Below are 26254 nucleotides of genomic sequence, written 5' to 3' on the forward strand. Positions count from 1 at the left end.
TATTCCTTGTTGATCTGTTTTAATTTTGTTGATTTTTTTATTTTACAAAGCTACTAAAAACGCTTTAGGATTATTATCGGGATAATTATATATATGTTGAACCATTTTTTAAGTGAAAGCCTATGAAAATGAAATTTTTCTTTAAGTTAGTTGCTCTAATGACAATCATTTGTGTTGTCGGTTGTAGTGACGATGTTGGTGTAGGTCCTAAGGGGAAACTCTATTTCTCCGATTCTAAATCATGGAAGGATAGTGGTACTCTTATTTATGAGAATTTTGATCCTTCTTATATTGTTCCATATTTGTATCGTGTAAATGCGGACTCTATTAGTTTGGTTCCTGTTCACAGTAGTAATACGAATGATCTGAAAACGTATCCGTTTGAGAAAGATCTTAATAAGCTAATATTGCTTTTAGAAGATACGGATAAACATGCGGTTTACAAGCCACAGTAAAATAATGATGCCATGAAGAAAAGTTTTTTATTTGTCGCTATTGCTTGTGTTCTTTCAGTTTTATCACAAGCACAAGTTTATGATTTTCCTGTAAAACCGGGTACGGAAGCATGGGGTAATTTAGTCACTGAAAAAGATCGTTTTTCTGCTATGCAGATTCCGGAAGATTTGTTAGTAGGTATGAGTACTCCAGATTTGGTTATCACTTGCATGAACTATCCTGCTTGGATTTATTTTACAGCATTCAATAATCCACAGGACGGGATAGATATCAATATTCGTAATTTTAACGGGTTGCAAGAATTGATGAAGCGGGCAGATGCACCAATAGAGTTGTTATCTGTCTACAAGCAAATGGATGCAGCAAGGATGGCTCCTAAAAGCAAAGCGATCAATCAAACTTCTTGGTCTCTCAAGAGGTCTTATTTCGAATTGTTATTAGCTCAAGATGCGATTATCAACAAAATGAGTGAAACTGATCGTATGGACTTGTTGGGGGAGGCCCGTAAGAAATTGTACCAAAAAATGGAAGATCCTGTAGAATATTCTACATCGGATTATCAATCTTCTTTGATTCTTATGAATAAGATCTTGGGGCATCCTACTGTAAAATCAAACCAAGCATTAAATAGTGATCCTATTGACCTGTTGATTGCAGATGGATCGATACAACCTTTTGCTGATAATGCAGTATATAGTAATACTACTATTTATACCCCAAAAGGTACTGCGGTTTCTGCGCTACAATTAACAAGTGGAGAGCTAAGTAGTTCTAAAAAAAATGAATATAAAAATGAATGGTTGAGTTATTATAATAACCGAATCGTATTCAAAGGAGAAGCAACTTGCGCTTACAATTGCCATGCCTATGCTTGGTATTGTTCTGAAGGGCATAGTTATGTTTGGATTAATACCCCAGGGGATGATGCGTTTTGGAATGATGGTAGCTTCGTGCAAACTACTAATACATCAGGTAAATACTGTAAAGTATCTTTTCCTAATGATGATCATTCAGCTGTAACATCTTCTCGAAGCGGATATTTGATATCTAAATGGGGAAAATCACCGCTTTTTGAGCATTCAATAAACGACTGTCCCTATAATTCATCGGGATTAAGATATTATACATATCCGGATCCTACGTATAATACAGTACCACCTAAACCCTCTGTTCAAACATTTACAAAGGATAATGATCAGTCATTTACTGCCGCTGTCTCTTGTGATTCTCGTTACAATGTTGATCAGTACGAGTGGAAGAGTGACTATCCGAGTGATTGGTCTATTGTCGCTCAAAACTCAAATAAATCCAGTGTGAAAATATATCGTTCAAGCACTTCTCGCTCATGTAATCTGTCTGCTCGTGCTCACAATACTTACGGTTGGGGTGAATGGCAAGTAATAGGCTGGCTTTATGTATCAAGTACTTATAACATTTCTGTTTTACAGAATCCGGTAAGTTCTACATTGCAAGTACAGATTGCGCCAAATATAGAAACGCAGACTTTACAAGACGGAGCATTTGCTATGGAGGCTACGGAGCAGCGCCCCATATTAAACATGCCCTCGACGTATAGTATTGGATTGTATAGTAGTACAGGAACTTGTGTGTATCAAAACACGGTGAAAGGCCAAGATGAAAGTGCTGTTCATTTGAATATCGATGTTTCTTCTTTGTTGAATGGTATTTATATTTTGCGTGTAAAGACTGCGGCTGAAGATGCGCAGACATTGAATGTCGTTGTAAAACATTAAGATATAACTATATGATTTATGATAGTTTAAAGCTAGATGGTTCATGATAACCGTTATTTCATTGTTAGAATGGCGATAATAGACCAGTAAGGTCTGTTGTCGCTATTTTTTAAGTGGAGTTATGCTTTGTCTGGTAGAAATCAATGCGTGCATGACTTATGTAACCGGAAAACGCAGTAGTACTTACTTGGCCAAGCAAGTATATCTCCTTTGCCACTTGCAGTATATATTCTATGGGTAAATAAGTACTGTCGCATTTTTCGGGCTATAAAAATGGCTGTCCTACATGTTGTACTGAGGAAATAGAGAATCTCTGTTAGTGGTATCGTTTTTTATGCTAACTTTGCGCTTCAAACAGAAATAATAAGAGTATAAATGAAACGATTAGGTTTTGGTTTATTGCTTTCGTTGGCCGTGTTCGGGAGTGTGGCCGCACAAAACGGAAGCAAGCATGTTGACTTAAAAGAGATAACCGATGGGAAATTTCGTCAAACGACGGCTATCGGAGAGATGCGATCCCTGCCGGATGGAGAACACTACACAGCTATGAACGCCGATAAAAGTATGATCATTAAATATTCCTATCGTACGGGAAATCCTGTGGATACATTGTTTTATGCCCGTAAAGCTCGTGAATGTACCTTTACGGATTTTGATGGGTATACGATCAGCAGTACCGGGCATCATATCTTGGTTTGGAGGGAAACGGAGCCTATTTATCGTCGCTCTACCAAGGCGGTGGTTTACGATTATGATGTGCGTCGTAATTATGTGAAACCTATTTCTGATGCTAAGGGCAAGCAAATGATCCCGACATTTTCGCCGGATGGCCGTATGTGCGCTTATGTACGGGATAATAATATTTGGATACGAAAGTTTGATTATGATACGGAGGTACAGGTTACCAAGGACGGTGAGTTGAATAAGATACTGAATGGTATCACGGACTGGGTATATGAGGAGGAATTCGCCGTGACAAATCTAATGGCGTGGTCTCCCGATAGCGAGTATCTGGCCTTTGTTCGCTTTGATGAGTCTGAGGTTCCCGAATATTCTATGCAAATGTATGGAGAGGGGCTTTATCCGGGGTATTACGAATACAAGTATCCAAAAGCCGGACAGAAGAACTCAACGGTATCCGTGCACTCTTACAGTGTGGTTACTAAAGACACGAAAGTGTTGAAGGTTCCGGTAGAAGGCGATTTTTATATTCCTCGCATTACTTTCACTCGGAATCCGGATCAATTGGCGGTCATGGTATTGAATCGTCAGCAGAATGTGTTCAATATGTATTACGCGAATCCGAAAAGCGGCGTGTTCCGTTTGATCTTGCGTGAGGAAAATAAGTGTTACGTGGATTCGGAATGGTTGTCTTCCATTCAATTCTTGGATAATGGGTTTACGTACGTAAGCGAGCAAGATGGTTATTCCCATATCTATTTATATTCCCCGACGGGTGTTATGCAACGCCAGGTGACCCAAGGGAACTGGGATGTCACGAAGTTTCTGGGCGTGGATGAGAATACGAAGACTTTCTATTACGAGTCTGCCGAGGAAAGCCCGATCCGTCGTTCTATCTATAAGATCGACGCTAAAGGCGTGAAGACTAAACTCTCTACGGAAGAGGGGATGAACAAGGCGGTCTTTAGCGACAATTTCGCTTATTTCGTAAATACTTATTCCAACGCGAACACACCGGCGAAGATTACGGTGAATGAGACGAAGAGCAAAAAGGAACTACGTGTCCTGCAAGACAACGCCGCCTTGAAGAATAAGTTGAAAGAATATGCTTTCGCCAAGAAAGAATTTATGAAAGTGCATACGGCCTCGGACTACGAGTTCAACGCTTGGATTGTAAAACCCGCGGACTTTGACCCGTCGAAGAAATATCCGGTGATGATGACACAATATAGCGGCCCGAACTCCCAACAGGTACTCGATCAATACAGTTTTGATTGGGAGCAATATCTGGCGTCGAACGGTATTATCGTGGTGTGTGTGGACGGTCGTGGAACCGGTGCCCGCGGTGAGGCATTCCGCAAATGTACTTATTTGAGAATGGGTGAATTGGAATCCAAAGACCAGGTTGAGGCCGCACGAGCGTTGGGTGAGCTACCTTATATCGATAAGGATCGTATCGCTATCTGGGGCTGGAGTTTCGGGGGGTATAATACGTTGATGGCCTTGAGTACCGGAAACGGAACGTTTAAGGTGGGTATCGCCGTAGCTCCTCCGACAGACTGGAAATATTACGATTCTGTTTATACGGAACGTTTCATGCGTACCCCGCAAGAGAATTTCGAGGGGTATGCGGTTACCTCTCCGTTACGCCGGGTGAAGGATTTGCAAGGCAAGTTGTTGCTGATCCATGGTACGGCCGATGATAATGTTCATTTTATGCAGACAATGGAATATGCCGAGGCCTTGGTACAAGCCGGTAAGCAGTTCGATATGCATGTTTATAAGGATCGGAATCATAGTATATACGGTGGTAACACCCGTTATCATTTATATACGAAGATGGCCAATTATTTATTCGATAATTTGTAAGACATGGCGCAGCATTTGAGAAAGCCGGATTGGTTGAAGATCCGGCTTGGAGGAAATGAGCAATTCACGAGGACGAAGAGTATCGTTGAATCTCATTGTCTTCATACGATATGCACAAGTGGCAAATGTCCGAATATGGGTGAATGTTGGAGCCGGGGGACAGCTACTTTTATGATCGGTGGTGAGATTTGTACCCGCTCGTGTCGTTTTTGCAATACGCTTACGGGCAAACCTCTTCCGTTAGACCCTAAAGAACCGGCGAATGTCGCGGAGAGTATCCGCTTGATGAATCTCAAGCATGCCGTGGTCACGTCCGTAGACCGTGATGATCTTCCAGACTTAGGGGCTTCTCACTGGGTGAATACGATTCGTGCGATCAAAGAGGTGAATCCTCAAACGACCGTGGAGGTATTGATCCCGGATTTCCAAGGGCGCTTAGAGCTGGTTGACCGGGTGGTGGATGCGGCGCCCGAGATCATTTCCCATAATATGGAAACCGTACGGCGTATAAGCCCGCTAGTGCGTAGCGCCGCTAAGTATGACGTGAGCTTGTCCGTCTTGCGACGGATCGCCGAGCGGGGCGTGGTCGCGAAGACCGGTATCATGGTCGGACTGGGGGAGACCGAGGAAGAGGTACTCGAGTTGATGGACGACGTTTTGCGAACGGGGACTTCCGTTTTAACAATCGGGCAATATTTACAACCCTCTCGTAAGAATATTCCCGTCTCAGAATATGTTACTCCCGAACGCTTTGAATATTATAGACAACGAGCGGTTGACAAAGGTTTTAAGAAAGTAGAGAGCGCTCCTCTGGTACGTTCGTCTTACCATGCGGAAAAGCATGTATGATTCATGAACTTTTGACAATCTTTGTTGTTATTAATATAAAAGTGGACTAAAGGGGGGAAGGAATGAACAGCGTAAAGAAAGGTCTAGATAATCAGGCGATAGGTTTATTGCCGTTGTTGTTGTTCATGTTTTTGGACAACTATTTTTCTTATTTATTATCCTTTATAATAGGGGTTGCTTTTTGTTTTGTTTGTATTTTCTTGTTTCAGGTGTTGAGCAAGGACAAGGTCTACCAGTTTATGCTTTTGCCATCGGCGGGTACCTTGGTCTTATATTCTATATTTCTTTGTCTCAAGCTTGAGCCTGTATTGTTTATATACTCTCCCCTTATCACGGAGGTATTGCTGGTCGTGGCTTTGGCGATCGTGGGATTCACGAGAAGAACGGTCATACAGCGTATACGCGATTCGAAGCGGCCCACATTTAAACGTACCCTGCTTCGTACAACCTTGAACGAGTTCTATTTTCTCTCTCAGTTGCTGCAGAACCTATATACGTTGCATCTTTTCATCATCTTGCTATATAGTATCCTGCCGGAAACAATGCAGAATATGCGTACCGAGCGTTTCTTGTACCGTGAACTGGGCTTGGTGATCGGGGTATTGGTCATTATTTACGAGCAAATACGTTTGTCCTTGATGCAAGGTAGCCTGAAAAAGGAGATGTGGATTCCCGTATTGAGTGACAAAGGCAAAGTGATCGGTTGTATCGCTCGTTCGGTAAGCCGTTCTTTACCGAAGAAATACTATCATCCGATCGTGCGTATCGCGGTTGTTTATAATGGTATGTTATATCTTGTGAAACGGAGCAAGGAGGAGTTTGTCTCTCCGGATACGATCGATTATCCGTTTCATAGTTACGTGCTTTTCAGGCATAGCATAGATAGTACGGTCAAGGAGGCTCTTGGAAGCTTGGCGCAAGATAAATCGGTTGCCCCACGCTTCCTGATCCGTTATACTTTTGAGAATGAGAAAGTGAAACATTTGGTTTCTCTCTATGTTGTCTGCTTGCGTACGGAGGAGCAACTTGAGCAATGTAAGCGCCGTAGCGGAAAACTTTGGACCGCGAAGCAAATCGAGGAGAACTTGAGTTCCGGGGTATTTAGCGAGTATTTCGAGAAGGAGTTCCCTTATTTGCAAAATACGATCCTTTTCGCCGAGAGTTTCTGTTGCGGTAACTGATCATCTTATAATGCCCGGTGACCAAGCTCTATAACCTCTAAATCTTTGATAGCCTTTCCTTCTATGACAAAACGTAATAAGGTACGTACTTGATGAAAGCCACTTTTTCCGGCGGCTCCCGGGTTCATATGCAGACAGTTCAAGCCCCGGTCGAACATGACTTTCAGGATATGCGAATGCCCGGAGATAAATAAATCCGGCCGTGTATCGTATAATTCTTTGCGTATCTCAGGATTGTAACGGCCCGGATAACCTCCGATATGAGTCATCATGACGTTCACGTCTTCTACCTTGAAATGTGCGACTTTAGGATATTGCAAACGGAGGGCTTGTCCGTCTATATTTCCGTATACGGCCCTGAAAGGTTTCAAAGCCTCGAATTTAGCGGCCAGAAGATCGGAACCTATATCGCCCGCATGCCAGATTTCATCGCGGTCATTAAAATATTCGGCGTACTTATCATCCCAGTACGCATGGGTATCTGATAGCAATCCAACTTTAATCATAACAATTTCTTTTATTGCTTGAAAGTATCTATATTTACACGCCTAAGATAAGAATATTATGGAGAATTCATATCAATATTTCAAGCGAGACTTAAGCTGGTTGTCGTTTAACTACCGTGTCTTGTTGGAAGCGGAAGATGATACGTTGCCTATCTATGAGCGTATTAAGTTCCTTTCTATTTATTCCTCGAATCTGGAGGAATTTTATGAGATCCGGGTCGCTGAGCACCGCGGGGTAATCATGAAAAAGAATTACTCGGAAGAGAGCGCGGCAGAGGCGGAAGAAACCTTGGCTGCGATTACGCGGGAGGTTAATCGCCAGCAACGGGATTATTACCGTATCTTCTCGGAGAAAATATTGCCGGAACTGAATCGCCAGAATATTTACTTATATCAAGACGAGAAGCCGGAACCTTTCCATGAGGAGTTTGTCCATAATTTCTTTAACGAGGAGGTTTTCCCATTCCTGTCTCCTGTCATGATTCAAGCTGGTGATATACGTACCTTCATCCGGGATCGTCGGCTTTACCTTGTGATCCGTATGATCAAGCGGAGTAAACGGATGAGCGAGCCGGGCTTCGTTCCCGAGTATTATTATGCGTTGATGAAGATCCCTTACGCGAAAGTTCCCCGTTTTATTGAGTTGCCCCGGCACGACGGGAAATACTATATCATGTTTATCGATGATATTATCCGGGCAAATTTACAGAATGTCTTTCCCGGCTATGTCATAGATGGTTGCTTTAGCATCAAGATTTCCCGGGATGCTGATATTTTCCTGGATGATGAGAGCCGGGCGAATATCGTGGAGAACATCCGCAAGAAGGTGAAAAAACGCAAGATCGGGGCCTTGAGCCGTTTTATGTATGATCAGGCGATGCCGGATGATTTTCTGTCTTTTGTCTGCGATGCCTTTGGTATCACATCGGAAGATTTGGTATTAGGCGGGCGGTATAATAATTTGCAAGATTTGATGAAGTTGCCCAACCCGGCAGGAAAGCATTTGGAACAACATCCGCCGGTGCCGATGCGTGTGCCTTTCCTCGATGAGACAGGATCGGTATTCAAGGCCGTGAAGAAGCGGGATATCTTGTTGCATTTCCCTTATGAGTCGTTCGATTACCTGATCCGTTTCTTGATGGAGGCCGCTTTTGATCCGAAGGTTGATGAGATCAAGATCACCCAGTACCGGGTGGCTGAGAATTCGGCTGTGATTAATACATTGGTCAGCGCGGCCCAGAATGGAAAGAAAGTGACGGTATTCGTAGAATTGAAAGCTCGCTTCGACGAGGAGAATAACATGAGTACGGCAGAGCGTATGGAGCAAGCCGGTATCCGTATCATTTATAGTATACCGGGGCTGAAGGTTCACGCGAAGGTCGCGGTTATTCTTCGAAAGGATACGTCCGAGGGATTTAAACGGCGTGATTTCGCCTATTTGAGTACCGGGAACTTCAATGAGAAGACGGCAAAGGTCTATTCGGATATGGCGTTATTGACTTCGAACGCGGAGATTATTACGGATATCAATAAAGTATTCGCCGTTTTGGAAGGACGTATGAGTGAGCCTACTTTCCGTCATTTGCTAGTGGCGCGCTTCAATATGGTCTCGGAATTGACTCGTATGATCCAGCGGGAGATCGAGCATGCGCGGGAAGGCAGGAAAGGACGGATTATATTAAAGATGAACGGCCTGCACGACCAGCGTATGATTGATGAGCTTTATCGCGCTAGCGAGGCGGGGGTAGAGATTGATTTGATTGTCCGGGGTATTTGTTGCCTGGTTCCGGATCAACCTTATAGCGCCAATATCCGGATTACTCGTATCGTGGATATGTTTTTGGAGCATTCCCAAATGTTGCACTAAACAAAATATAGTTGTAAATCAACAAGTTATCATCAGATGAAAAGAGAATAGGTAATGGTTTAGAAACCATCAAGCTTCACCATTCTGCTTGTTCTCAATAAGTCAATCAACTAATTGCAAAGGTATAATTTTATCGTTGAATTATCTGCATTTACTTGAAAATAATTTGTAGCGGCAATAAAAAATAGACTGAAGAAAGCATAAAATTGATGTAAAATGAGTATTTTTGTACAGTGAAGTTAAATGCGTATATTTGTATGACAAAAATATTTCATCCAAATCGGCTAAGAGTTGTATTGGCTGAAAAGCAAATCAAAAACAGATGGCTTGCAGAACAACTTGGTAAGTCCGAAATGACCATATCCCGTTGGTCAACTAATAAAACTCAACCCTCGCTTGATCAACTTATAGAAATAGCAAAACTATTGGATGTAAAGTTGGATGATTTACTTGAACCATATAATACAAAATAATTATGGAATACACAATAGGTGATATAATTGAAAAAGCAAAAGTTATCAATATAAAAGATTTTGGTGCTTTCGTAGAAATAAGTCCCTCTCAAAATGGACTTATTTACTTTTCACAAATTGTTCCGAAAGTAGAATACGGCGATGTTGCCAGAGTTTTATCTATTGGGGATGAGATACGATGCGCTGTATCTGAAATTAAACCTGACGGAAAGATTAGCTTGACAATGAAAATAAGAAAGCGTATTGAGCGCAAGCATCAAATTAAGCAAGTTAAGAAAGATATAGCCAATCTGTCGGACGAAAATACGAGTTTGCGTTCTATATGGATGGTACTGACAAATATTCAGCACTATATGCTGAAATATATGCAGTTGGCAATTCCGCTTAAGAAAGGCTCTGCCTGTTTGAATCCTAAAGGCAACAAATTGATTGCTCAAATAGATTCACAAATCCACTTTGACAATTTCAAAAGTGAGGTAAGAAGGCTTTTTAGCACAGAAGTCATTCGGCATAATCAGTTACCTGGTTTCTACTATTTTGAAACCGACGTTGATTTATGTTCAAATATGCAAGACTTTGTTGAGTCTTGTAGCAATATGTATATTTCCGTTCATCCTAATCCTACTGTTGAAATACAAATTAAGTATGCAGATGACACTTCAAGAGAAATTATTAAAACACGACTTCAAAACTACTATTCGCAATTGGATTTCTTTGAACTCAGCAACAATTTGATGATTGTTACTGTTCCATATGAAAATCGTACTGCACTGGAAGACTTGAAGGAAGAACTCGGCTATGCATTAAATGGTATTCGCAATGGAGTTCCAGACTCAACAGAAGAAGAACAAATAGCTTATGATCCAGCAAGATTTATTTACGAGATTAATTATCCACAAGATGGAGCAGACCGCTTTCTATTGACTTTCGACAACGAAACATTGTTAGACAAAGAAGGACTCCGCTTCGGTAGTCTTTATGGACAAAGTTTCATCGTCAAGGACGGAGAAGCTGAATACAAACTTGGCAAACTCTGCAAGATTGATTATCCAAATGTTGCGTTCAATCTTTTGCCAGAAGATTGCGGTAAGATAAAGGAAATGGCTGAGAATGATTGCATCACTGCTGTTATTCCCGACATGGACGATATGACTGGTGAAATAGAAAAAGTCAATCGTCTTAGAGATTCGTTCGACAGAATCACTGAGCATCCAGAAGATTTGGTCAATCCTCAACTTGCTTCCTATCTGTTTGACGCTTCAAAGGCCACCAAATTAGAAAATGAAGTTATAAAAAAACGAATTGAACAAATAAGAAAATGCCAACTCAACGAATCCCTTAACGAATCTCAAATTCGAGCGATTGCAAAAGCGGTTGAAGCCAAAGATCTTGCCATTATTCAAGGTCCTCCGGGCACAGGCAAGTCAACAGCCATTGCAGAATTGATTTGGCAATTGGTTCAGCAAAAGCCGGATAGCAGAATATTGCTTACATCGGAAGCTAATCTTGCTGTTGACAATGCTTTAGATAGAGTAAAATTCTCAGTTCATAATATTGTTAAACCAATTCGTGTAGCTGCTGGTGACAAATTTTCTGCCGAAGGTTTTGCGTACTCACAAGTGGAGATGAAGAAGTGGGCAGGAATCGAAATGTCAGATATTGACACAGAGGACAATGCTGTTGCCATAGATACAGACGAATACAAGTCGTTTAATCCGCAGGAACTTGTATTAAACAGATGGATGAAGAACATCTACAAACGTTCACAACTTCACTTGCAACGAGAAGACTTGAAGCACTTGTGGTTTGATTTTCTCACGGATTTACCGTCCGAATGGCGAAAGGAAGTATATCAGGAATACGTCAGCCATTGCAATGTCATAGGAGCTACTTGTAGTTCTATTTCCGATACCAACTACTCTTCCACAGAAGCAAAAGGAAAACACAGAGATTCACGTTTCATCAAACGTTTTCGTGCAATCTTTGGCGAGACAGAGAAAAACGGTTATCCTGTATTCTTGCGTTTCAACACGGTTATTCAAGACGAAGCTAGCAAAGCGACTCCAGCTGAATTGTCTCTTCCTCTTGTATATGGCGAGAAGGCCGTGATTATTGGCGACCATCGTCAGTTGCCACCTAATCTTGACAGGGAAGACATCTTATTCAAACTGCACATGCAAAGGTTGAAAGCCGACAGCAGGGAAGAACATGACCAGATAACACAATTAGAGTCATATGTAAGAAAGAATTTCGACATTATGGAAAAGTCGCATTTTGAAAGACTCTTCCGACAAATTGATTCATCTCTACGTGGTACTTTCGACACACAGTATCGTATGCACAATGACATTAATCGTGTCATTGAGCAGTTCTATATTGATGACGGTGGACTAAAATGTGGTGTAGCCAACGAAAGCCGGGAACACGGCATTGATATTCCTAATCTCATTTCGCCAAACAATCACGTAATTTGGATAAACACATCTTCTCCAGAAGTTCGAGACGGAACATCACGAGCAAATAGAGGCGAGGTAGAAGCCATAGAGTGGGTGTTGTCGCAGTTTTCAAAGTCAGAGAGTTTCCGCAGTTATCAGGAATCTCTGCCTACTAATGAAGACCGAGAAATCGGACTGATTACATTCTATGGCAGTCAGTTGAAACGATTGAAAGAAATAGTGGATAAAGAAATAAAGAAAGGACTCAGTATAAAGATGAGTTCTGTTGACCGATTCCAGGGAATGGAGCGCAACATCATCATCGTTTCGTTGGTAAGAAGCAACTCCATTGCGCAGAAATGGGGACAAAAACCAGACTACAACAAATTCCCAAATGTAGGGTTCCCGGCACAAAAAGAATACGGTTTTGCCAAATCACCAAATCGTCTTAACGTGGCTTTGTCACGAGCAAAGAGACTGCTTATCATCGTTGGCAACGGTGAACATTTTAGCAATTACACTAACTCACAAGGGCAAGCCATTTACAAGAATGTATTCGATGAGGTAAAAAACAATCCTAATGGCAGGATTATAGAATGGAATGTTCGCAAACCGAAGCAAGAACGTATGGCGAAGATTGTCAAAGTACCAATGCCTATACAACGTTCTGTAAACCTGAACACTCGTGACATCAACACAGAAACAGACAAGAATCTGCGTATAAAAGAAACATGGCTTACACCAGACGGGCAACCCATTGAAAATCCGCATTTCGCAGTCCTTGAGTTGTCAACAAAAGCGGTGAAACTGCTTATTGGCAGAGACGAGGAAACAATCAGGACTGCAACACGATTCGATTTCAACAATTTCATTCGTGATGCTGCCAAACCTGAAGCAGGTAAAGGTTTGGACAGCCAAAACATAATGAATATGGAATACTTTAGAGGAAGGGTTCTTCCTGTAATCAAGAGAATGAAACAGAAAATGCATTCTGAAGGGGTAGATGTGGTTTACACTGTTGCCACGGCTGCCTATCGTACTGCAAAGAATCGTGATGAGGTAATAGAATGCATTCGTCGTGAAGCAGGAATAAATGTATGCATATTGTCGAAGAAAGAGGAATCTGTGGCAACAATGTTTGCCTACGGCATATCATCACGTTACAAGTTGGAAATACAAAAGTCAAGACATTCAGTGATGGTTGACCAAGGTGGTGGTTCTACCGAAGTCAGTGTATTCAATCAAGGCGAATTAGAAGGTTCATACAGTATTAACCTCGGCACAACGGCCTTGCGTAATATCCTAACAAAAGATGTTTCACCAACTACGCTTTTAGTCGATGCTTTTAAGAAGAGCGATCAGATGCTGAAAGAAAGAATGGTGACATTCACCAAGAACATGAATACAACTATGCAAACCAGCGAAGATACATTCTGTGTCAGCGTTGGTTCAGCCATAACTCATGCGACAGGAAAGAAAAAAAATGCACAACAACATGATTGCATTCTCAACTACGAACAAATTGCAGATAAAATAGAAAATCTCACAGTAAAATTGCTGGAGATGTTCAACACCGTCGGCGATTTGGTACGTTGGGAACAACAAATGACAGGCGATGCCATTGACGATATGCTCACCCAGCGCATGGGATTACCGATGTATCTTCTGCTTATGGAAAAATTTAATATCAAGCAAATCCACGTTTGTGGAACAGGTCTATGGTATGGTATTTATTTACAGCATCTTTTTAATGTAGCCGATTAATATGGAAAATCAGACATACAACAATTTGATATATCGTTCTATTGAAGAAGACCGTCAATTGTGTTCACTTCTTCTGAAAACGCGTTCTTGCACAGTTGAATACTACACTGTTCACAGGCTGGAGCCATTAGACGTACTTGTCGGTGAATTGCTTTTGGAAAGTGAGAATACACAACTTGAATGCGTCGCTCTTGGACGGACTCTCGGTTTTGATGTAGAAGCGCAACCAGAAAACGGAATGTATTATGATGAGGCAGAAAACAATCTGTTCCATAAGTTCCTGAATTCGGTACAAAATTGGGGAATAATAGACGTTGACAAAGAAAATGGTCTCGTAACCCTGACGGCTTTAGGCAAGGTTTGTTTGCAGAACAAAGAGAAATACAAATTCTTTACAGCACAAACAAACGCATTGGAATTTGACCGTTTGAAAGCAGCTGATGGCGGTATCGTATCGCTTTATCCGTTCCATTCTGAATTAGGTTTGTCTCTTTCGCTTGACAATGCCAAAACACTCAATTACGAAGATTGTTTGTGTGAAGTTATCAACAGCGAAACAGACGATGTGTTGGTAAATAACTTGAAGTTGCAAGTTCCAGAAGGAATCTGTGTTTACAAAGCCGAGTTCATCAATTATTTAGGTGTAAAGCCAATCAAACTGGATATTGAACTTTACGAGACAGAAGGCAAATATTTACTGAATTTCATTTCGGCTGGCAATAGCTGTCCAGTGTTGAATGCTCTGTTTGAACTTGAAGTTAATGTTGATGCAAAAGAACGTAAAGTGGAACAATGCCTGTACTATCGCCTTGTCAACAATCCAGATGTCGTTCTGGACTACAAGGTTTTGCAGCCATTTGAAGATATTATCGAGGTTGACCGACTGATAGAAGATTCTAGATTAGTTTGGACTGACCCACAATTACTTCAGCTTATAATTTCACAATGTGATGCTGATCGTTGGCATTCTTTGTCAAAGTATTGTGATGTGGAAGTTTTGAAAAATATAATCCCTGACCACATTCAAGACTTGGACTGGGGAGCATTGACACTCAGGCTTGACAGCCGATATATTTTCACCCATTCAAAGGATTATCCGTGGGATAAGTACACGCTGTTTGCCCGTACTCCCGTAGAGAAGGAGTTGATACAGAAATTCCTCGTCGAGCATTCATTCCCAGAGGGGAAAGACGATAACCAATGGAATTGGGATGACGTTCTATCTATTATTGATATGGACTTCATTACGCGACATCTTGGCGACATTCCGTTCGACCTTACCGATATCACAAAAAAACTGGATGACACGCAACGTCAATACATAGTAACAAATCCCGATGCCCGTTGGGATTGGCAATTTGTAGTGACTGAATATCCTATTGACTTTATTGTCTCTAATATCGCTGTCTTGTATCCGCATATCAATATGCAGATACTTGTGCAGCGCATTTTTGCTGACAATGAACTTGCCAACCTTTATGCAACATCGCAACCGCTGAAAGACAGTATCAGGGCCTCAGAACTTCCTCTGCGATTCAATGCCAACAGTCTTGGTTTTGTTTGGACTGACGAAATTATTGATTTCTTTGAATCGTGTGGGTTGATTTCTTGGCCATCAACTACATATCAGTCAGGTTTTGAGTGTAACCCGAACTTGGTTTGGGATGCGAACTTCTTCCGGAAATACAGCGACAAAGTAACAACTCCGCAAGGTTACAGTTGGGTTTCTCGCCGTATAACAGATTTAGCAATTGTTGACAACAACCCGAATTTCCAATGGAATAAGATTGCATTGTCACAGAATCCAGCAATTTGCCACAACCTCGCTTTCATCACCTCGCATTGGAATGTAGTGGATGCCGCGACAATTATCATGTGTTGCGATACTGCAATGTTGGAAGAATTGTTCCTTTCGTTGTCAGCAAAAACAAGGGTCGGTCAATTGCTGGCTACATCGTTGGATATTCAGAAACGACTGATTGCAAATCTTTCTACAGAAACCATCCTTAATAGTTATTCAGAAGGATGGAACAAAACTCTATTTACAGAAAGTATTTGTCAATCTGTTGACTTGGCAACATTGGATAAAGTGGCATGGCATGAAATGTTGGATTGGGAATATCTAACAGCAAATCTGCCTGTTGCAGACATTAAATCGAATATAAACAAGTATGCTGACAAGTGGAATCATACTGTTTTTGCCAATCGTATTACTGGCAAAGAATTGTTAGCAGACAAGTTCCTGGAAACCTATGCCGAGGTAATTTCTGAACAGAACTTGACGAAAGAAATCTGGCCTGTAATAACCAGCAAGTTCCCTGCAAAAGAACTCATTTCGCTCGTTGAGGAATACAACGATGAACAATATCGCTGGGATTATGCTCACATGTATGAGATGGCTGATTTCCCTGCAAAAGAATATATTGAGCAACATACAGAGAATGTGCGGTGGGCTGAGTTCTCTGCATCTGCCGCAGCAAACAGGCTTTTCTCAAAGACTGGTGCAAACAAAACACAAAGTTTGTGGCTGCGCATATACGAAGACATGCTAAACAATGATGGTTATCAGTGGGATTTCAACAAACTGACAAAACAGCCAAACATCTTGAAACTACCCAAACTGTTCTTACTGAAAAAAGAATGGGATTGGAAATACATATCTGAACACGCAACATGGATATCCGCTCAGGAAGGCAGAAACTATTACTTCAACTTGTTTGCCGATTTGTTGGACTTTGGCAAGTTGTCATATCGTACAGACATTGAACTAACAGAAAAAGTAATTGAACGATACGACAAGAAAAAGCAATGGGATTGGAATGCTTTGGTGCAGAACGAAAGCATAAACTTTTCGTTTGAATATATCGACAAGCATGAAGACAAACCTTGGAATTGGCATTCCTTTGCACATCGCGAAGGTTTATCGTTTGATGTAGTTCTCAGCCACAAGGAAAAAGATTGGGATTGGTATTACCTGTCAACTCTCGACATCTTTGTGCCGTCTGTTGATTTGCTGACTTATCTTGCCGAGCATGATTATGAAATAGACTGGAATTCAGTTTCTGGAAGCAAGAAACTTACAAGCGATGTCATTGATACATTCAAGGATAAAATTAACTGGAATGTGTTTGTTAATCGTTGTCCTGCGCTTCTTTCTATAGCAACAGTTGATTTCTTGAAGAAATACAAGGATGCTATTTCATGGGACGACTTCAATAAACGTCTTGGTGTGGATGTTGCGACTGAAATGTTGCAGGAGTTTGCCAATCGGCTCAATTGGAGATTTGTTTCTCAGTCACAGAAAATAAAGTTTACAGAGGAACTGGTTCGCAAGTACGAGGACAAATGGTTCTGGCCAGAATTGATGCGGAATATAAAATTTCAAGAAGACATTCCTGATTTTGAAAACATCTTTGCCAACCATCGCAGTATTGTTACATTTACCGACAGAATTAAGGGGTATCGCAGTAATCCGTGCATCTATCACTTCACGCATTTCTACAATGCAATAGATGTTATTCGTAGTCGAAAGATTCTCAGTCGAGACCGTGCCGAGGAATTGGGATTGCTGAAATATGACTCTGCTGGTTCGGTCGTATTCCGCAGCAGCAAGGCACACAAGTTCGCCCGTTTCTATTTCCGTCCTTGTACTCCTACGCAGTATTACAACGAGGCGTTGGGTGCTGATTCACAATTGGGTTATTATAACTGGAGAGGTGAATGGAAAAGTAAATATCCCAAAGCTGTCGGGTTAGGACTGCCTAAATGCCCCGTACCTGTATTCTTCAAGTTCGATATGGATGAGGTCTTGGCAAAGATGCCTGAGCAATGTTATTACAGCGATAGGAATATGCAGTCGGACAATCCGAATGTATACAAAATCATTGATAGACCTGAAGCGTTAGGAATTGAATATCTATATAGCACAATGGAAGACGCTTACAGAGCAGCCAAGCCTAACAGATACAGCAGGTATAATCGTGAGGTTCATTTGAACGAGATGAGTAAAGTAATGAGGTACTCTCAGCAAGAATTCCTTGTTATGTCGGAATTTGACTTTAGCGAAATCAAGTCTCTTCAAATTATCTGCTACGACAATTCTTATGCGAGGCTATTGAAACAAATCTTTGCAGATGATCCAATCTCTGAGAAGATTGTGGAATACGGTGATGAGAGGCTTTTTGAGAGAGAAAACCGCAGACTTAATCTTTCGTCATCAGAAGACAACGTTCGTCTGTCAACAGACTTTGAGGATGAATACTATTTCAACATCACAAGCGAGAAAATGTCTGAAGTGGAGTTCGACTTGTCTGCTTGCGAAGTTATCTATGACACAACAAACGAACTACGCTTAAAGGGAACTATAGCATGGAAGAAGACAGACATTCCGTTCAATATCTTTTTCGTTGACCCGAAAGCAAGAACAAAAGAATGGCTCGTATATCAAAACATTTAACATAAACGACATGAACAACATAACGATAGTAAGAGGAAACATCTTCAATACAAAAGCACAGACCGTTGTCAATACGGTCAATTGCGTGGGCGTGATGGGAAAAGGCATTGCGCTGGTTTACAAACTGCGCTATCCGCAGATGTTTGACATTTACCACGATTATTGCAAGCGGCATCTTATCAGTATTGGTAAACTGTGGCTTTATAAAGGTGATGAAACCGACCCATGGGTGTTGAACTTCCCGACAAAATTCCATTGGAAGTATCCAAGCAAAATAGAGTATATAGAACAAGGACTGAAAAAATTTGTTGACACATACGATAAATGTGGTATTACATCCGTTGCATTCCCAATGTTGGGAACACACAACGGTGGGCTCGATAAAGATGTAGTTCGAGCACTTATGATTAATTATTTGTCACAATGCAATATTCCTATTGAGATTTACGACTACGATCCAATGGCTTCAGATGATTTATTTGAGACATTTAAAGAAAAATGGTTTTCCATTCCATCTAATGAATTAAAGAAAGTGACTCAAATTCGACAGAAAAAACAGATAGACATTATCGATAACGCGCTTCGTTGTGATAATCTTAAGTCTATGATCTCCCTTATATCATATCCAGGTATTGGTATCAAGACTATGGAGCGTTGTTTTAAAGTTGTAATGGGCTTCCAAAAACAGCTTGTTTTATTTGCCGATAGATAAACAAAAGCTCCATACATGAAAAGCCAAGTCGAAATATGCACCATAACAATATGCATCATTTCGACTTGGTTAAAAAATCATTTAATGTACATTTTTCAACTTTTCCTGCATTAGGCTGTCAGAAACCACTTTTAAGTTTCTGTCATAGCCGTCAGATTCTTGTCGTATCCATTCAATGGCTTCCTCGTTACGGTGGATGTCGAACACGTCGTTCAGCCATAGGATATGATTGGCATTGCAGCCTCCCCACGAGCGGATGACCCGGAACTTCAACGCATCATCCGCATACTGACGCTTGGATTTCCATAACTCGATGTTGCCCCAGACGGAGAGGCTGCACACGATACCCATGCCGACCAAAAGAGAAAACACCTTGCTCGATCGAATGTCAAAACTGTGGCGGTGGATATGTTCTTGAGGCCTGTCCTCCCGTTCTTCCGAACTTCGGGCAAACGATTCTTTCAAGTCTCGCAACAAGTGCAGAATCCTATTCGATGCGTGAACTTCTGCCTCCCCAAACTTCGTCAACATAGCCTTCGTCTGTGCCTGATGTTCTTTTGCAGAACTGTCAAACAGTTCTTTTATGGGTTTCAAGTTCACCGCCGGAGGGGGTATGCTTGATTGCTCGTTTGCTACTTTGGAAGTATTCTCCAATTTCCCGTTGATGCCCTTGAGGTTATTCTTGATGTCCTCAAAGAGCGCATAAACTTCATTATTATCCATATTTAGAATCTTATTTTACGTTGTTTCTTTTTCTTGTTCCTGCGTTTTAACTGTTCTTCAAAATAGTTTTCTTCCGATTGACTGTCAGTAGCATTTGACATAAACAAGCCTATTGAGCCGTTGTACAAATCATCGTTACCCCTTGACTCAGGATGAAACGTGGGTTGTTCTTCATTACGCGAAGGCCGTTGCATTTCCTTTCGCTCAGTATGCCTGTTACGTTCCAGTGCCGCATCTATCTTGGAATAGCTGAACCGCCTATCAATCTTGGAGCCGCTGAACGAATAGCCGTTCATGGTGAAAACTACACCCTGTACCTCGTCCGATTTGCTTTTGTATTTGAACCGCATACCCACGCCTTGTTTCTTCAGATTTGTGGCAAGTATGTTCCAGTTTCCGCACCTTGATACCTCCGATTTAAGGATGGAGTAAAGTTCGTACTTAGTCTTGTCCGGCTCTTTCAGGCGGTGGTGTTTCACTTGCTCTTTGCCGTTGGCGAAATAAAGACCATACTTTCTTGTCAGCTCCTTGCAGATGCGTGCGCTGCGTATCCGCTCGTTGCGGTCGCTGATTGTCCTGCCGTTGTTGGCAATGCGATTGAACGCTATATGCACATGCGGATGCTCCTTGTCGAAGTGGCGCACGATGAGAACCTGCGTGTCGGTTATTCCCATTTCCTTCAGGTATTCCAAAGCTATCCCTGCCATTGCACGGTCGGTCAGGCGGTGTTCATCCTCCTTATGGAAAGCCAAAGAGATGTGTCCGACAGGCTTCGTCACCTTTGGATTCACTTTCGATTGCGCTTCAAAGCTCATGGCTATCGTGTCCTTATTCTCGGCAAACAAGCCATCACAGACGAGGATTTTAGCATCCTTTTCCCTGTCAAGAATGTAATTTACCACACCCTTGAAACTGCTTCCTTTGACAATTTTAGCTATCATATCCGGCTGTCATGAGAGGATTAAATTCAACAGCTCTTCAATCCGTGCCACGAGTATTCGGCACTCCATCCTCACCGTGACGAATCCTGCGGCGTTAGCCTTGTGCGCAAGCTGGTTCAGGTTGTTCGCCATGCCGCAGAGCTGGCGGACGTAATCCGTATGCTCCGGCGTAAGCCGCTCCTTCACCTGCCCGTCCTTCATGCAACGACGCAGGAACTCCCCGGCGGATATGCCTGCGTTCCGCGCCTTGCCTTTCAGCGTATAGTAGTCCGATGTCGCCATCTTCACCGTTAGGCGGTATTTTAGTTTGTCTGCCGCTCCCTTCTTGGGGCGGCCTCCCTTGTTCCTGTTGCCAGTTTTTCGTTTCTGTTCCATTGATTCCTAATGATTAAAGTGTGCATACATAATAGACTAACGGGATGTAGCTTCCACGGAGTTCATGAGTGGGAGCAGGCGGTTTCGGTATGCCCGAAACACAAACTTGCTCCCCTCAAAACTCCGTTGGACAGGTTCAGGGTAACTCTGAATTGCGCCCCGTCAATCCACTTCTTAATTCTCAGAGTTTACGCCATGCCTCGATGTCCTCCCCGTAGGTGGCAAGGTGCTGCCGGGCGATGTTCTCCACCAGTCCAGACACGCTCATCCGCCGCTCGCCGAACATGCGTACGATACGGTCGAGGGCATCGCGCGTACTGCGGCTGAGGAACACGGGCTTGCGGTCTTCGATGGTCGGAACGGTGAGAAAGGCTTCCTTGTATTCCTCCAACGATGCCCGGCGTTGCTTGCCGCTGATGCGGCGTACCACCTGCGGAGTTTCATCCGTCTGTTCCGGTACGGCTTCACTTAACTTTTCCTGTACAACCTCGCTTGCCTTTTCCGGCTGTTCCTTTGTGTCGGCAGGCTGGGGCTCGGGCTTCGGTGTTTCCATACTCGGCTTGTTGCCTAAAAAATCCTGCAATGTTGCATCCATACTCTGGCTGCTTACGTTCTTCTTCATACTTGTTTGAATTTAGTGTTTAACAATGTTGGTCGTTGTGCGCACATTTGACCGATTATCAGTTGCAAAGGAAATGGCTGTATTGCAGGCTGTCAAACGAATGGGCGGACTGTGGCAACAATGTTTGGTTTTGCACTTTACGCATTGTCGGAACGGTGCGTGCTGCATCGTTTTGCCATTGTGCGAGAAATGGCATTAGGATTTTTAAGGGCTTAATTGGAATGGTTGGAACAGATTTAAGGACATGGCTTGGCGTGAAACAGATGAAGCTCCTTTCAAGAAGTATAGGAATCCGAAGAACGCCACAGGCTACCACACCGACGCCAAATGCTGCCACGCAGGTGCAAAGCGGTTGGATTATGCCGGACTTCGCTTTTCTTTGCACCACGGACGCTTGGAACAGCCGTTACGTGTTCGGTGGATAACGCCACTCCCGACCACTTGCTGCCACAAGCTGCCACCTCATTGCAAATCCATTGTTTCAAGCGGACAACGGCTTTACTTTGCAGGCAAAAAGAAGAACAATTAGTAAATATAATGAGTATGGAAGTAGTAATCATTTCAAAAAGCAAGTATGAAGAAATGGTCGGCAAGCTCAACCGCCTGTCCGACCGGGTGAATGAAATCCTCCACAAAAGGGAGGGAAAACGGCTCAGCCGTTGGATGGACAACCAAGAAGTCTGCCAACAGTTGCGCATCAGTCCGCGAACTTTGCAGACGCTCCGCGACAACGGTACGCTGGCTTACTCGCAGATAGGGCACAAGATTTTCTACAAGCCGGAGGATGTGCTGCGCATCGTCCGGCTCGTGGAGGACAGACGTAAGGATGCAGCCTATCGTGGCTGTAGCATCTAATCAGACAACACAATGTACAACCACTAAATCCACTGTAAATTATGAACGACTTGATTCTTGCCGACCGTGAACTGGAGGTCGGCTTCATCGGACAACTGGATGCCCTGCTTGAAGGCATCGAAAGAATGGATGCGAGCCATAAGGCTTCGCCAAGTAACGAACAGTTCCTGACGGACAAGGAAGTGTCGGCATGGCTCAAGGTGAGCCGCCGTACCTTGCAGGACTACCGCAACAACGGGATGGTATCCTACTACCAGTTGGGCGGCAAGATTCTGTACAAGGAATCGGACATAGAAAGAATGGTGATGAGCGGGTATCGGAACGCCTACCGCTTGGATACGTGATTAGACACATGCAAAAACAGAGAAAGCCGATGGCGGCAGATAACTGCCCGGCCATCGGTTTTCTCTTTACAGGAAGGTCGTTTCGCTTCATTCTAACACGTGTATCGTGGATGGGTATCGGATAGCGAAAAGAACAAATGGATGGAATCTCCCCTATTGAAAGAACAGAGTTTTCCCATGATGAACCGCCGGAAAGCCATACTCTCCCTACTTCTCAACTTAAAGGAAACGGCAATCACCATTTCAAGGCTGTAAACATCATAATTAATCCCATTGTCCTGCCTGATGTACCGCTTCGTTTCGCTTTCCAGCAATTCCATGTTTTTGTAGATAGTGTGTACAGCCTTACGAATGTGATAGCCGAACACATTGAACGCATCGGACATTTCCTGCTGCGTCATCCAAACGGGAGCGGTCGGCATCGTGACCGCCCCGTTTTCATTGATTGTGATTATTCCTCTTTCCATGTCCGCATCATTTTTCATTGTCTGAATTCCGTTTACATTCCTTTTTCCAGCCGCTGTAATTGCCGCATTTGAACACACGCGATGGCATCCCGTCATCAGGCAGGGAGAACTTGCCTTTGGTGGTCTCGGACAATACAGCCAAGTCACGGCTCACCTTCTGGTTGGTGATTTCCGCATAGATTTGCGTGGTGCGGATGGAGGAATGCCCCATCATCTTGCTGATACTTTCTATCGGCACGCCGTTGTTCAGGCAAATCAGGGTTGCGAAGGAGTGACGGCTTTGATAGTAGGTAAGATGGCAGTCCAAGCCACATTGTTCGGCAATCATTTTCAGGCTGCGGTTGAGGTTTCCGGTGATTGGCACATAAAACAGTTTGCCGTCCTTGCCTTCTCCGCGATACTTCTCAATGATGCGCAAGGGTATGTCCAACAATTTGATATGGCACTCTGCCTTGGTCTTCTGACGGGCGATGTGAATCCACTTGCTACCGTCCTCCTTCGTGATGATGTTGTCCTCCGTCAAATTCGCTAAATCCGCCCTCCCGATGCCCGTGAAAGTCGAAAAGACGAACAAGTCCCTCGTATGACAAAGTCGGTATGTGGGCAGCTTGGCTTTCAACAGCTTCTCAAACTGCTCACCCGTCAGGTAGCGGTGGTTCACCGGAACCTTCTCTATCTTGTGTCCCGCGAAAGGGTCGCGTTTGAGAATATGCTTCTTCAAGGCGAGCCGCGTCATCTTGTGCAGCAGGATGAGATAGTCGTTGTATGCCGACACTTTCAATCTCAGCACGGTGGAAAGGTAAAACGTGAAGTCGGTCATGAAACGCATGGTCAGCGAGCGCAACGGCATGTCCTCCATGTTGTACTTGTACTTCATAAAATTGTGAATGTGCTTGCGTGTGGTCAGATAGCGGACATAGCTGTGCCTTGTCCTGTCAATGCCCACACGCTTGGCATATTCTTCGTTATGTTCGTCCATTAGCGCAAGCAGGGTTTCCTTCACCTGCGACTTGCCCGTCACGGCGTTCTTGATGATTTCAGCCGACACGAAGCCGTATCTGTCCACATTCTCCTTGTAGGCGGCATGGGCTTTGGCTTCCAGTGCGGACAGGGCATCGTTTAGCCTGACCAGTTCCTTTTTCTTCTCGCAGTCAAGGCTTTCCTTGCGCCAGTCGATGGAAGCCCTGCCCGTGTCGGCTTCCCAATACGCAGGCTCGACTTCCAACCCTGTAGAATACTGGCTGACCTTGCCGTCAAGGGTAATACGTCCCATGACAGGGCATTTGCCGTTCTTCTTCAACTTCTGTCGGTTGATGTAAAATAATAGCTTGAACGTGCTGCGCATGGCTTATCCCTCCATCATTTGTTTGACAATAGCCCTTTGTTTCCAACTCGGATTTACCCTGCGCCGGGTGTTGTCCTTGCGTATCGTGGAAGGGGATGCATCAATCCCGAACAGGGAGAACTTGCCGCCGATGGCTTCATTCAGCCTGTCCACGTCACGGTCAATCTTGTCCTGCGTGACTTTCGCATACCGCTGTGTGGTTTTGATATGCTTGTGCCCCATGATTTTGCTTACCGTTTCGATGGGTATTCCTTGCGATAAACAAATTATGCTGCCGAATGTATGACGTGCCTGATGGAATGAAATCGGACGGTTGATGCCGCACATCACCGACATCTTTTTGAGGTGGCGGTTCATGCTTTCTTTCGTAAGCATGGGCAGCAATTTCCCGTCGGCATCCATGCCCTTGTATTTCTCCAATATGGCGAGCGGTATTTCCATCAGCCTTACACATTCGGGCGTTCCGGTCTTCTGCCGTTCGGTATGAATCCACAGGCTTCCGTCCTCGGCTTTTACAAGGTTCTTCTCCGTCAACGCCCTCATGTCGCAGTAACAAATGCCCGTCCAACATGAGAACAGGAACATGTCCCTCGTGAAATTGCGGTTGGGCGTATCATAAGTCATGTTGGCGAACTTGCCCAGTTCCTCTTCCGTAAGGTACATCTGCTTGAACTCCGGCTTTTGTGGTCTGTAGCCTTTGAACGGGCTGAACGGGATAATGCCACGGAACACGGCAAGCATCATCACGCTTTTCAGGCGGTTTACATGTCCGAGTATGGTCTTGGGCATAAACCGCTTGACGGTGCGCATGTACATGTCGAAATCCTCGATGAAATTCTCGTCTAACTGCTTGACTGGCATGTCTGAAAGGTGGTACTTGTCTTTCAGGAAGGTGGCGAGGTGGCGGTAAGTATTCGTGTAATGGTAATAGCTGGTTGCGGAACGGTTTACGCCCACGCGCAAGGCATATTCCTCATTATGCTCCGCAAACAGCTTCATGATGGTGTCCTGCGATTCCGCCAGCCCTTGGTAGGCGTTCTTCACTTCCTCTGCCGAAACAACCTCCTTGATGTCTTTAAGTTCGTTGAAACGCTGGCGCAACAACAATAGCGTGCGTTCAATCTCCCGGTTTGCCATGACCGCCATCCTGCTCTTGCCCGTACACCGTTGAGCCGTGGCGTTCCACAGCCTCACGTCCACCTTGAACTTGCAGGAGAACTGCGCGATAGAGTTGTTCTTACCCCTGACGGCTATCCTGCCCATGAGGGGCGACAGCCCGTCCTTGTCCTGTCCGCTACGCTTGATGTAGAGCAGCACTTTCATTTCTGTCTTCATTGCCATAACTTTTTTGGTTGCAATATTAGTGATACATTGCCGACCGACAGAATTGGAAACGGGGCAGAACGGCGCAAACGGAACGGACGCTGCTAAATCTGCGGATTTGAAGCCCCTTCCGCACGTATAATGCTTGTTTACAAGCATTAGAAACGCTGTTTTTCAGGCTTCAGGCAGGTAGCGGAACAGGTAATGACTTGGTAGCGGAAGCCTTGCATTATCCTGCCTTTCCCTGCTGTTTGGC

The 26254-nt window shown here is 43.6% G+C and carries 20 protein-coding genes and 1 pseudogene; 13 read left to right on the top strand and 8 right to left on the bottom strand.

All coding sequences use genetic code 11. From position 1 onward, the window contains the following. Nucleotides 1-122: 122 nt before the first annotated feature. The 5 genes from Q0110_RS09180 (at nucleotide 123) to Q0110_RS09200 (ending at nucleotide 6790) form a co-directional block, all read left to right on the top strand. Nucleotides 123-455, top strand: a complete 333-nt coding sequence (locus Q0110_RS09180) for a hypothetical protein (protein WP_297905866.1) — start codon at nucleotides 123-125, stop codon at nucleotides 453-455. A 12-nt stretch (nucleotides 456-467) separates the two neighbouring features. After that, on the top strand, nucleotides 468-2210 hold the full coding sequence (locus Q0110_RS09185) for a hypothetical protein (protein ID WP_297905867.1): 1743 nt from the start codon (nucleotides 468-470) through the stop codon (nucleotides 2208-2210). Nucleotides 2211-2585: 375 nt separating this feature from the next. Further along, complete coding sequence (locus Q0110_RS09190) at nucleotides 2586-4760, top strand: S9 family peptidase (protein ID WP_297905868.1); 2175 nt, start codon at nucleotides 2586-2588, stop codon at nucleotides 4758-4760. A 3-nt stretch (nucleotides 4761-4763) separates the two neighbouring features. Continuing rightward, a complete protein-coding gene (gene lipA, locus Q0110_RS09195; RefSeq protein ID WP_297905869.1) occupies nucleotides 4764-5609 on the top strand; it encodes a lipoyl synthase in 846 nt (281 codons plus the stop codon). Nucleotides 5610-5671: 62 nt separating this feature from the next. Next, nucleotides 5672-6790, top strand: a complete 1119-nt coding sequence (locus Q0110_RS09200) for a hypothetical protein (RefSeq protein ID WP_297905870.1) — start codon at nucleotides 5672-5674, stop codon at nucleotides 6788-6790. 5 nt (nucleotides 6791-6795) lie between these two features. Here the strand turns inward: Q0110_RS09200 and Q0110_RS09205 are convergent, their stop codons facing one another. Next, nucleotides 6796-7296 (bottom strand): metallophosphoesterase family protein, encoded by a 501-nt coding sequence (locus Q0110_RS09205; protein WP_297905871.1) that lies wholly within the window; start codon nucleotides 7294-7296, stop codon nucleotides 6796-6798. A gap of 58 nt (nucleotides 7297-7354) precedes the next feature. Between Q0110_RS09205 and ppk1 the strand changes: the two are divergent. The 5 genes and pseudogenes from ppk1 to Q0110_RS09230 all read left to right on the top strand — a co-directional run. After that, nucleotides 7355-9154: pseudogene (ppk1, locus tag Q0110_RS09210) on the top strand (polyphosphate kinase 1); the annotation flags it as partial. 266 nt (nucleotides 9155-9420) lie between these two features. Further along, on the top strand, nucleotides 9421-9636 hold the full coding sequence (locus tag Q0110_RS09215; RefSeq protein ID WP_087424345.1) for a helix-turn-helix transcriptional regulator: 216 nt from the start codon (nucleotides 9421-9423) through the stop codon (nucleotides 9634-9636). A gap of 2 nt (nucleotides 9637-9638) precedes the next feature. Continuing rightward, entirely contained in the window at nucleotides 9639-13835 is a 4197-nt protein-coding gene (locus Q0110_RS09220; protein WP_117475434.1) for an AAA domain-containing protein, read from the top strand. Between the two features lies 1 nt (nucleotide 13836). Further along, on the top strand, nucleotides 13837-18291 hold the full coding sequence (locus Q0110_RS09225; RefSeq protein WP_117475435.1) for a DarT ssDNA thymidine ADP-ribosyltransferase family protein: 4455 nt from the start codon (nucleotides 13837-13839) through the stop codon (nucleotides 18289-18291). Nucleotides 18292-18301: 10 nt separating this feature from the next. Continuing rightward, complete coding sequence (locus tag Q0110_RS09230) at nucleotides 18302-19003, top strand: macro domain-containing protein (protein WP_117475478.1); 702 nt, start codon at nucleotides 18302-18304, stop codon at nucleotides 19001-19003. Nucleotides 19004-19084: 81 nt separating this feature from the next. On the opposite strand, the gene Q0110_RS09235 is transcribed toward Q0110_RS09230, so the two are convergent. The 4 genes from Q0110_RS09235 to Q0110_RS09250 form a co-directional block, all read right to left on the bottom strand. Next, nucleotides 19085-19726, bottom strand: a complete 642-nt coding sequence (locus Q0110_RS09235; RefSeq protein ID WP_117475436.1) for a hypothetical protein — start codon at nucleotides 19724-19726, stop codon at nucleotides 19085-19087. Between the two features lie 2 nt (nucleotides 19727-19728). Further along, nucleotides 19729-20667, bottom strand: a complete 939-nt coding sequence (locus tag Q0110_RS09240) for a relaxase/mobilization nuclease domain-containing protein (RefSeq protein ID WP_117475437.1) — start codon at nucleotides 20665-20667, stop codon at nucleotides 19729-19731. Between the two features lie 9 nt (nucleotides 20668-20676). After that, the gene (locus Q0110_RS09245; RefSeq protein WP_117475438.1) at nucleotides 20677-21042 is read right to left on the bottom strand and encodes a MobC family plasmid mobilization relaxosome protein; all 366 of its coding nucleotides are present in this window, start codon (nucleotides 21040-21042) and stop codon (nucleotides 20677-20679) included. Nucleotides 21043-21223: 181 nt separating this feature from the next. After that, nucleotides 21224-21664, bottom strand: coding sequence for a DUF3408 domain-containing protein (locus tag Q0110_RS09250; protein WP_087340050.1), 441 nt, complete (start codon nucleotides 21662-21664; stop codon nucleotides 21224-21226). Between the two features lie 221 nt (nucleotides 21665-21885). On the opposite strand from Q0110_RS09250, the gene Q0110_RS09255 reads away from it, so the two are divergent. The 3 genes from Q0110_RS09255 (at nucleotide 21886) to Q0110_RS09265 (ending at nucleotide 22863) form a co-directional block, all read left to right on the top strand. Further along, nucleotides 21886-22089 carry a hypothetical protein gene (locus Q0110_RS09255; RefSeq protein ID WP_297905872.1) on the top strand — a complete coding sequence of 68 codons (204 nt, stop codon included), beginning with the start codon at nucleotides 21886-21888 and terminating at the stop codon, nucleotides 22087-22089. A 118-nt stretch (nucleotides 22090-22207) separates the two neighbouring features. Next, nucleotides 22208-22519 carry a helix-turn-helix domain-containing protein gene (locus Q0110_RS09260; RefSeq protein WP_117475479.1) on the top strand — a complete coding sequence of 104 codons (312 nt, stop codon included), beginning with the start codon at nucleotides 22208-22210 and terminating at the stop codon, nucleotides 22517-22519. A 41-nt stretch (nucleotides 22520-22560) separates the two neighbouring features. Continuing rightward, the gene (locus Q0110_RS09265) at nucleotides 22561-22863 is read left to right on the top strand and encodes a helix-turn-helix domain-containing protein (protein WP_087424337.1); all 303 of its coding nucleotides are present in this window, start codon (nucleotides 22561-22563) and stop codon (nucleotides 22861-22863) included. Nucleotides 22864-22955: 92 nt separating this feature from the next. Here Q0110_RS09265 and Q0110_RS09270 read toward each other — a convergent pair whose 3' ends face one another. From Q0110_RS09270 to Q0110_RS09280, 3 genes are read right to left on the bottom strand one after another with little or no spacing between them, the layout of a single operon-like run. Then, entirely contained in the window at nucleotides 22956-23330 is a 375-nt protein-coding gene (locus tag Q0110_RS09270; protein WP_087424347.1) for a transporter, read from the bottom strand. 7 nt (nucleotides 23331-23337) lie between these two features. After that, entirely contained in the window at nucleotides 23338-24675 is a 1338-nt protein-coding gene (locus Q0110_RS09275; protein WP_297905873.1) for a site-specific integrase, read from the bottom strand. A 3-nt stretch (nucleotides 24676-24678) separates the two neighbouring features. Further along, on the bottom strand, nucleotides 24679-26010 hold the full coding sequence (locus Q0110_RS09280; protein WP_117475480.1) for a site-specific integrase: 1332 nt from the start codon (nucleotides 26008-26010) through the stop codon (nucleotides 24679-24681). Nucleotides 26011-26254: the final 244 nt, after the last annotated feature.

Source organism: uncultured Parabacteroides sp., from assembly GCF_947855115.1.
GTDB lineage: Bacteria > Bacteroidota > Bacteroidia > Bacteroidales > Tannerellaceae > Parabacteroides.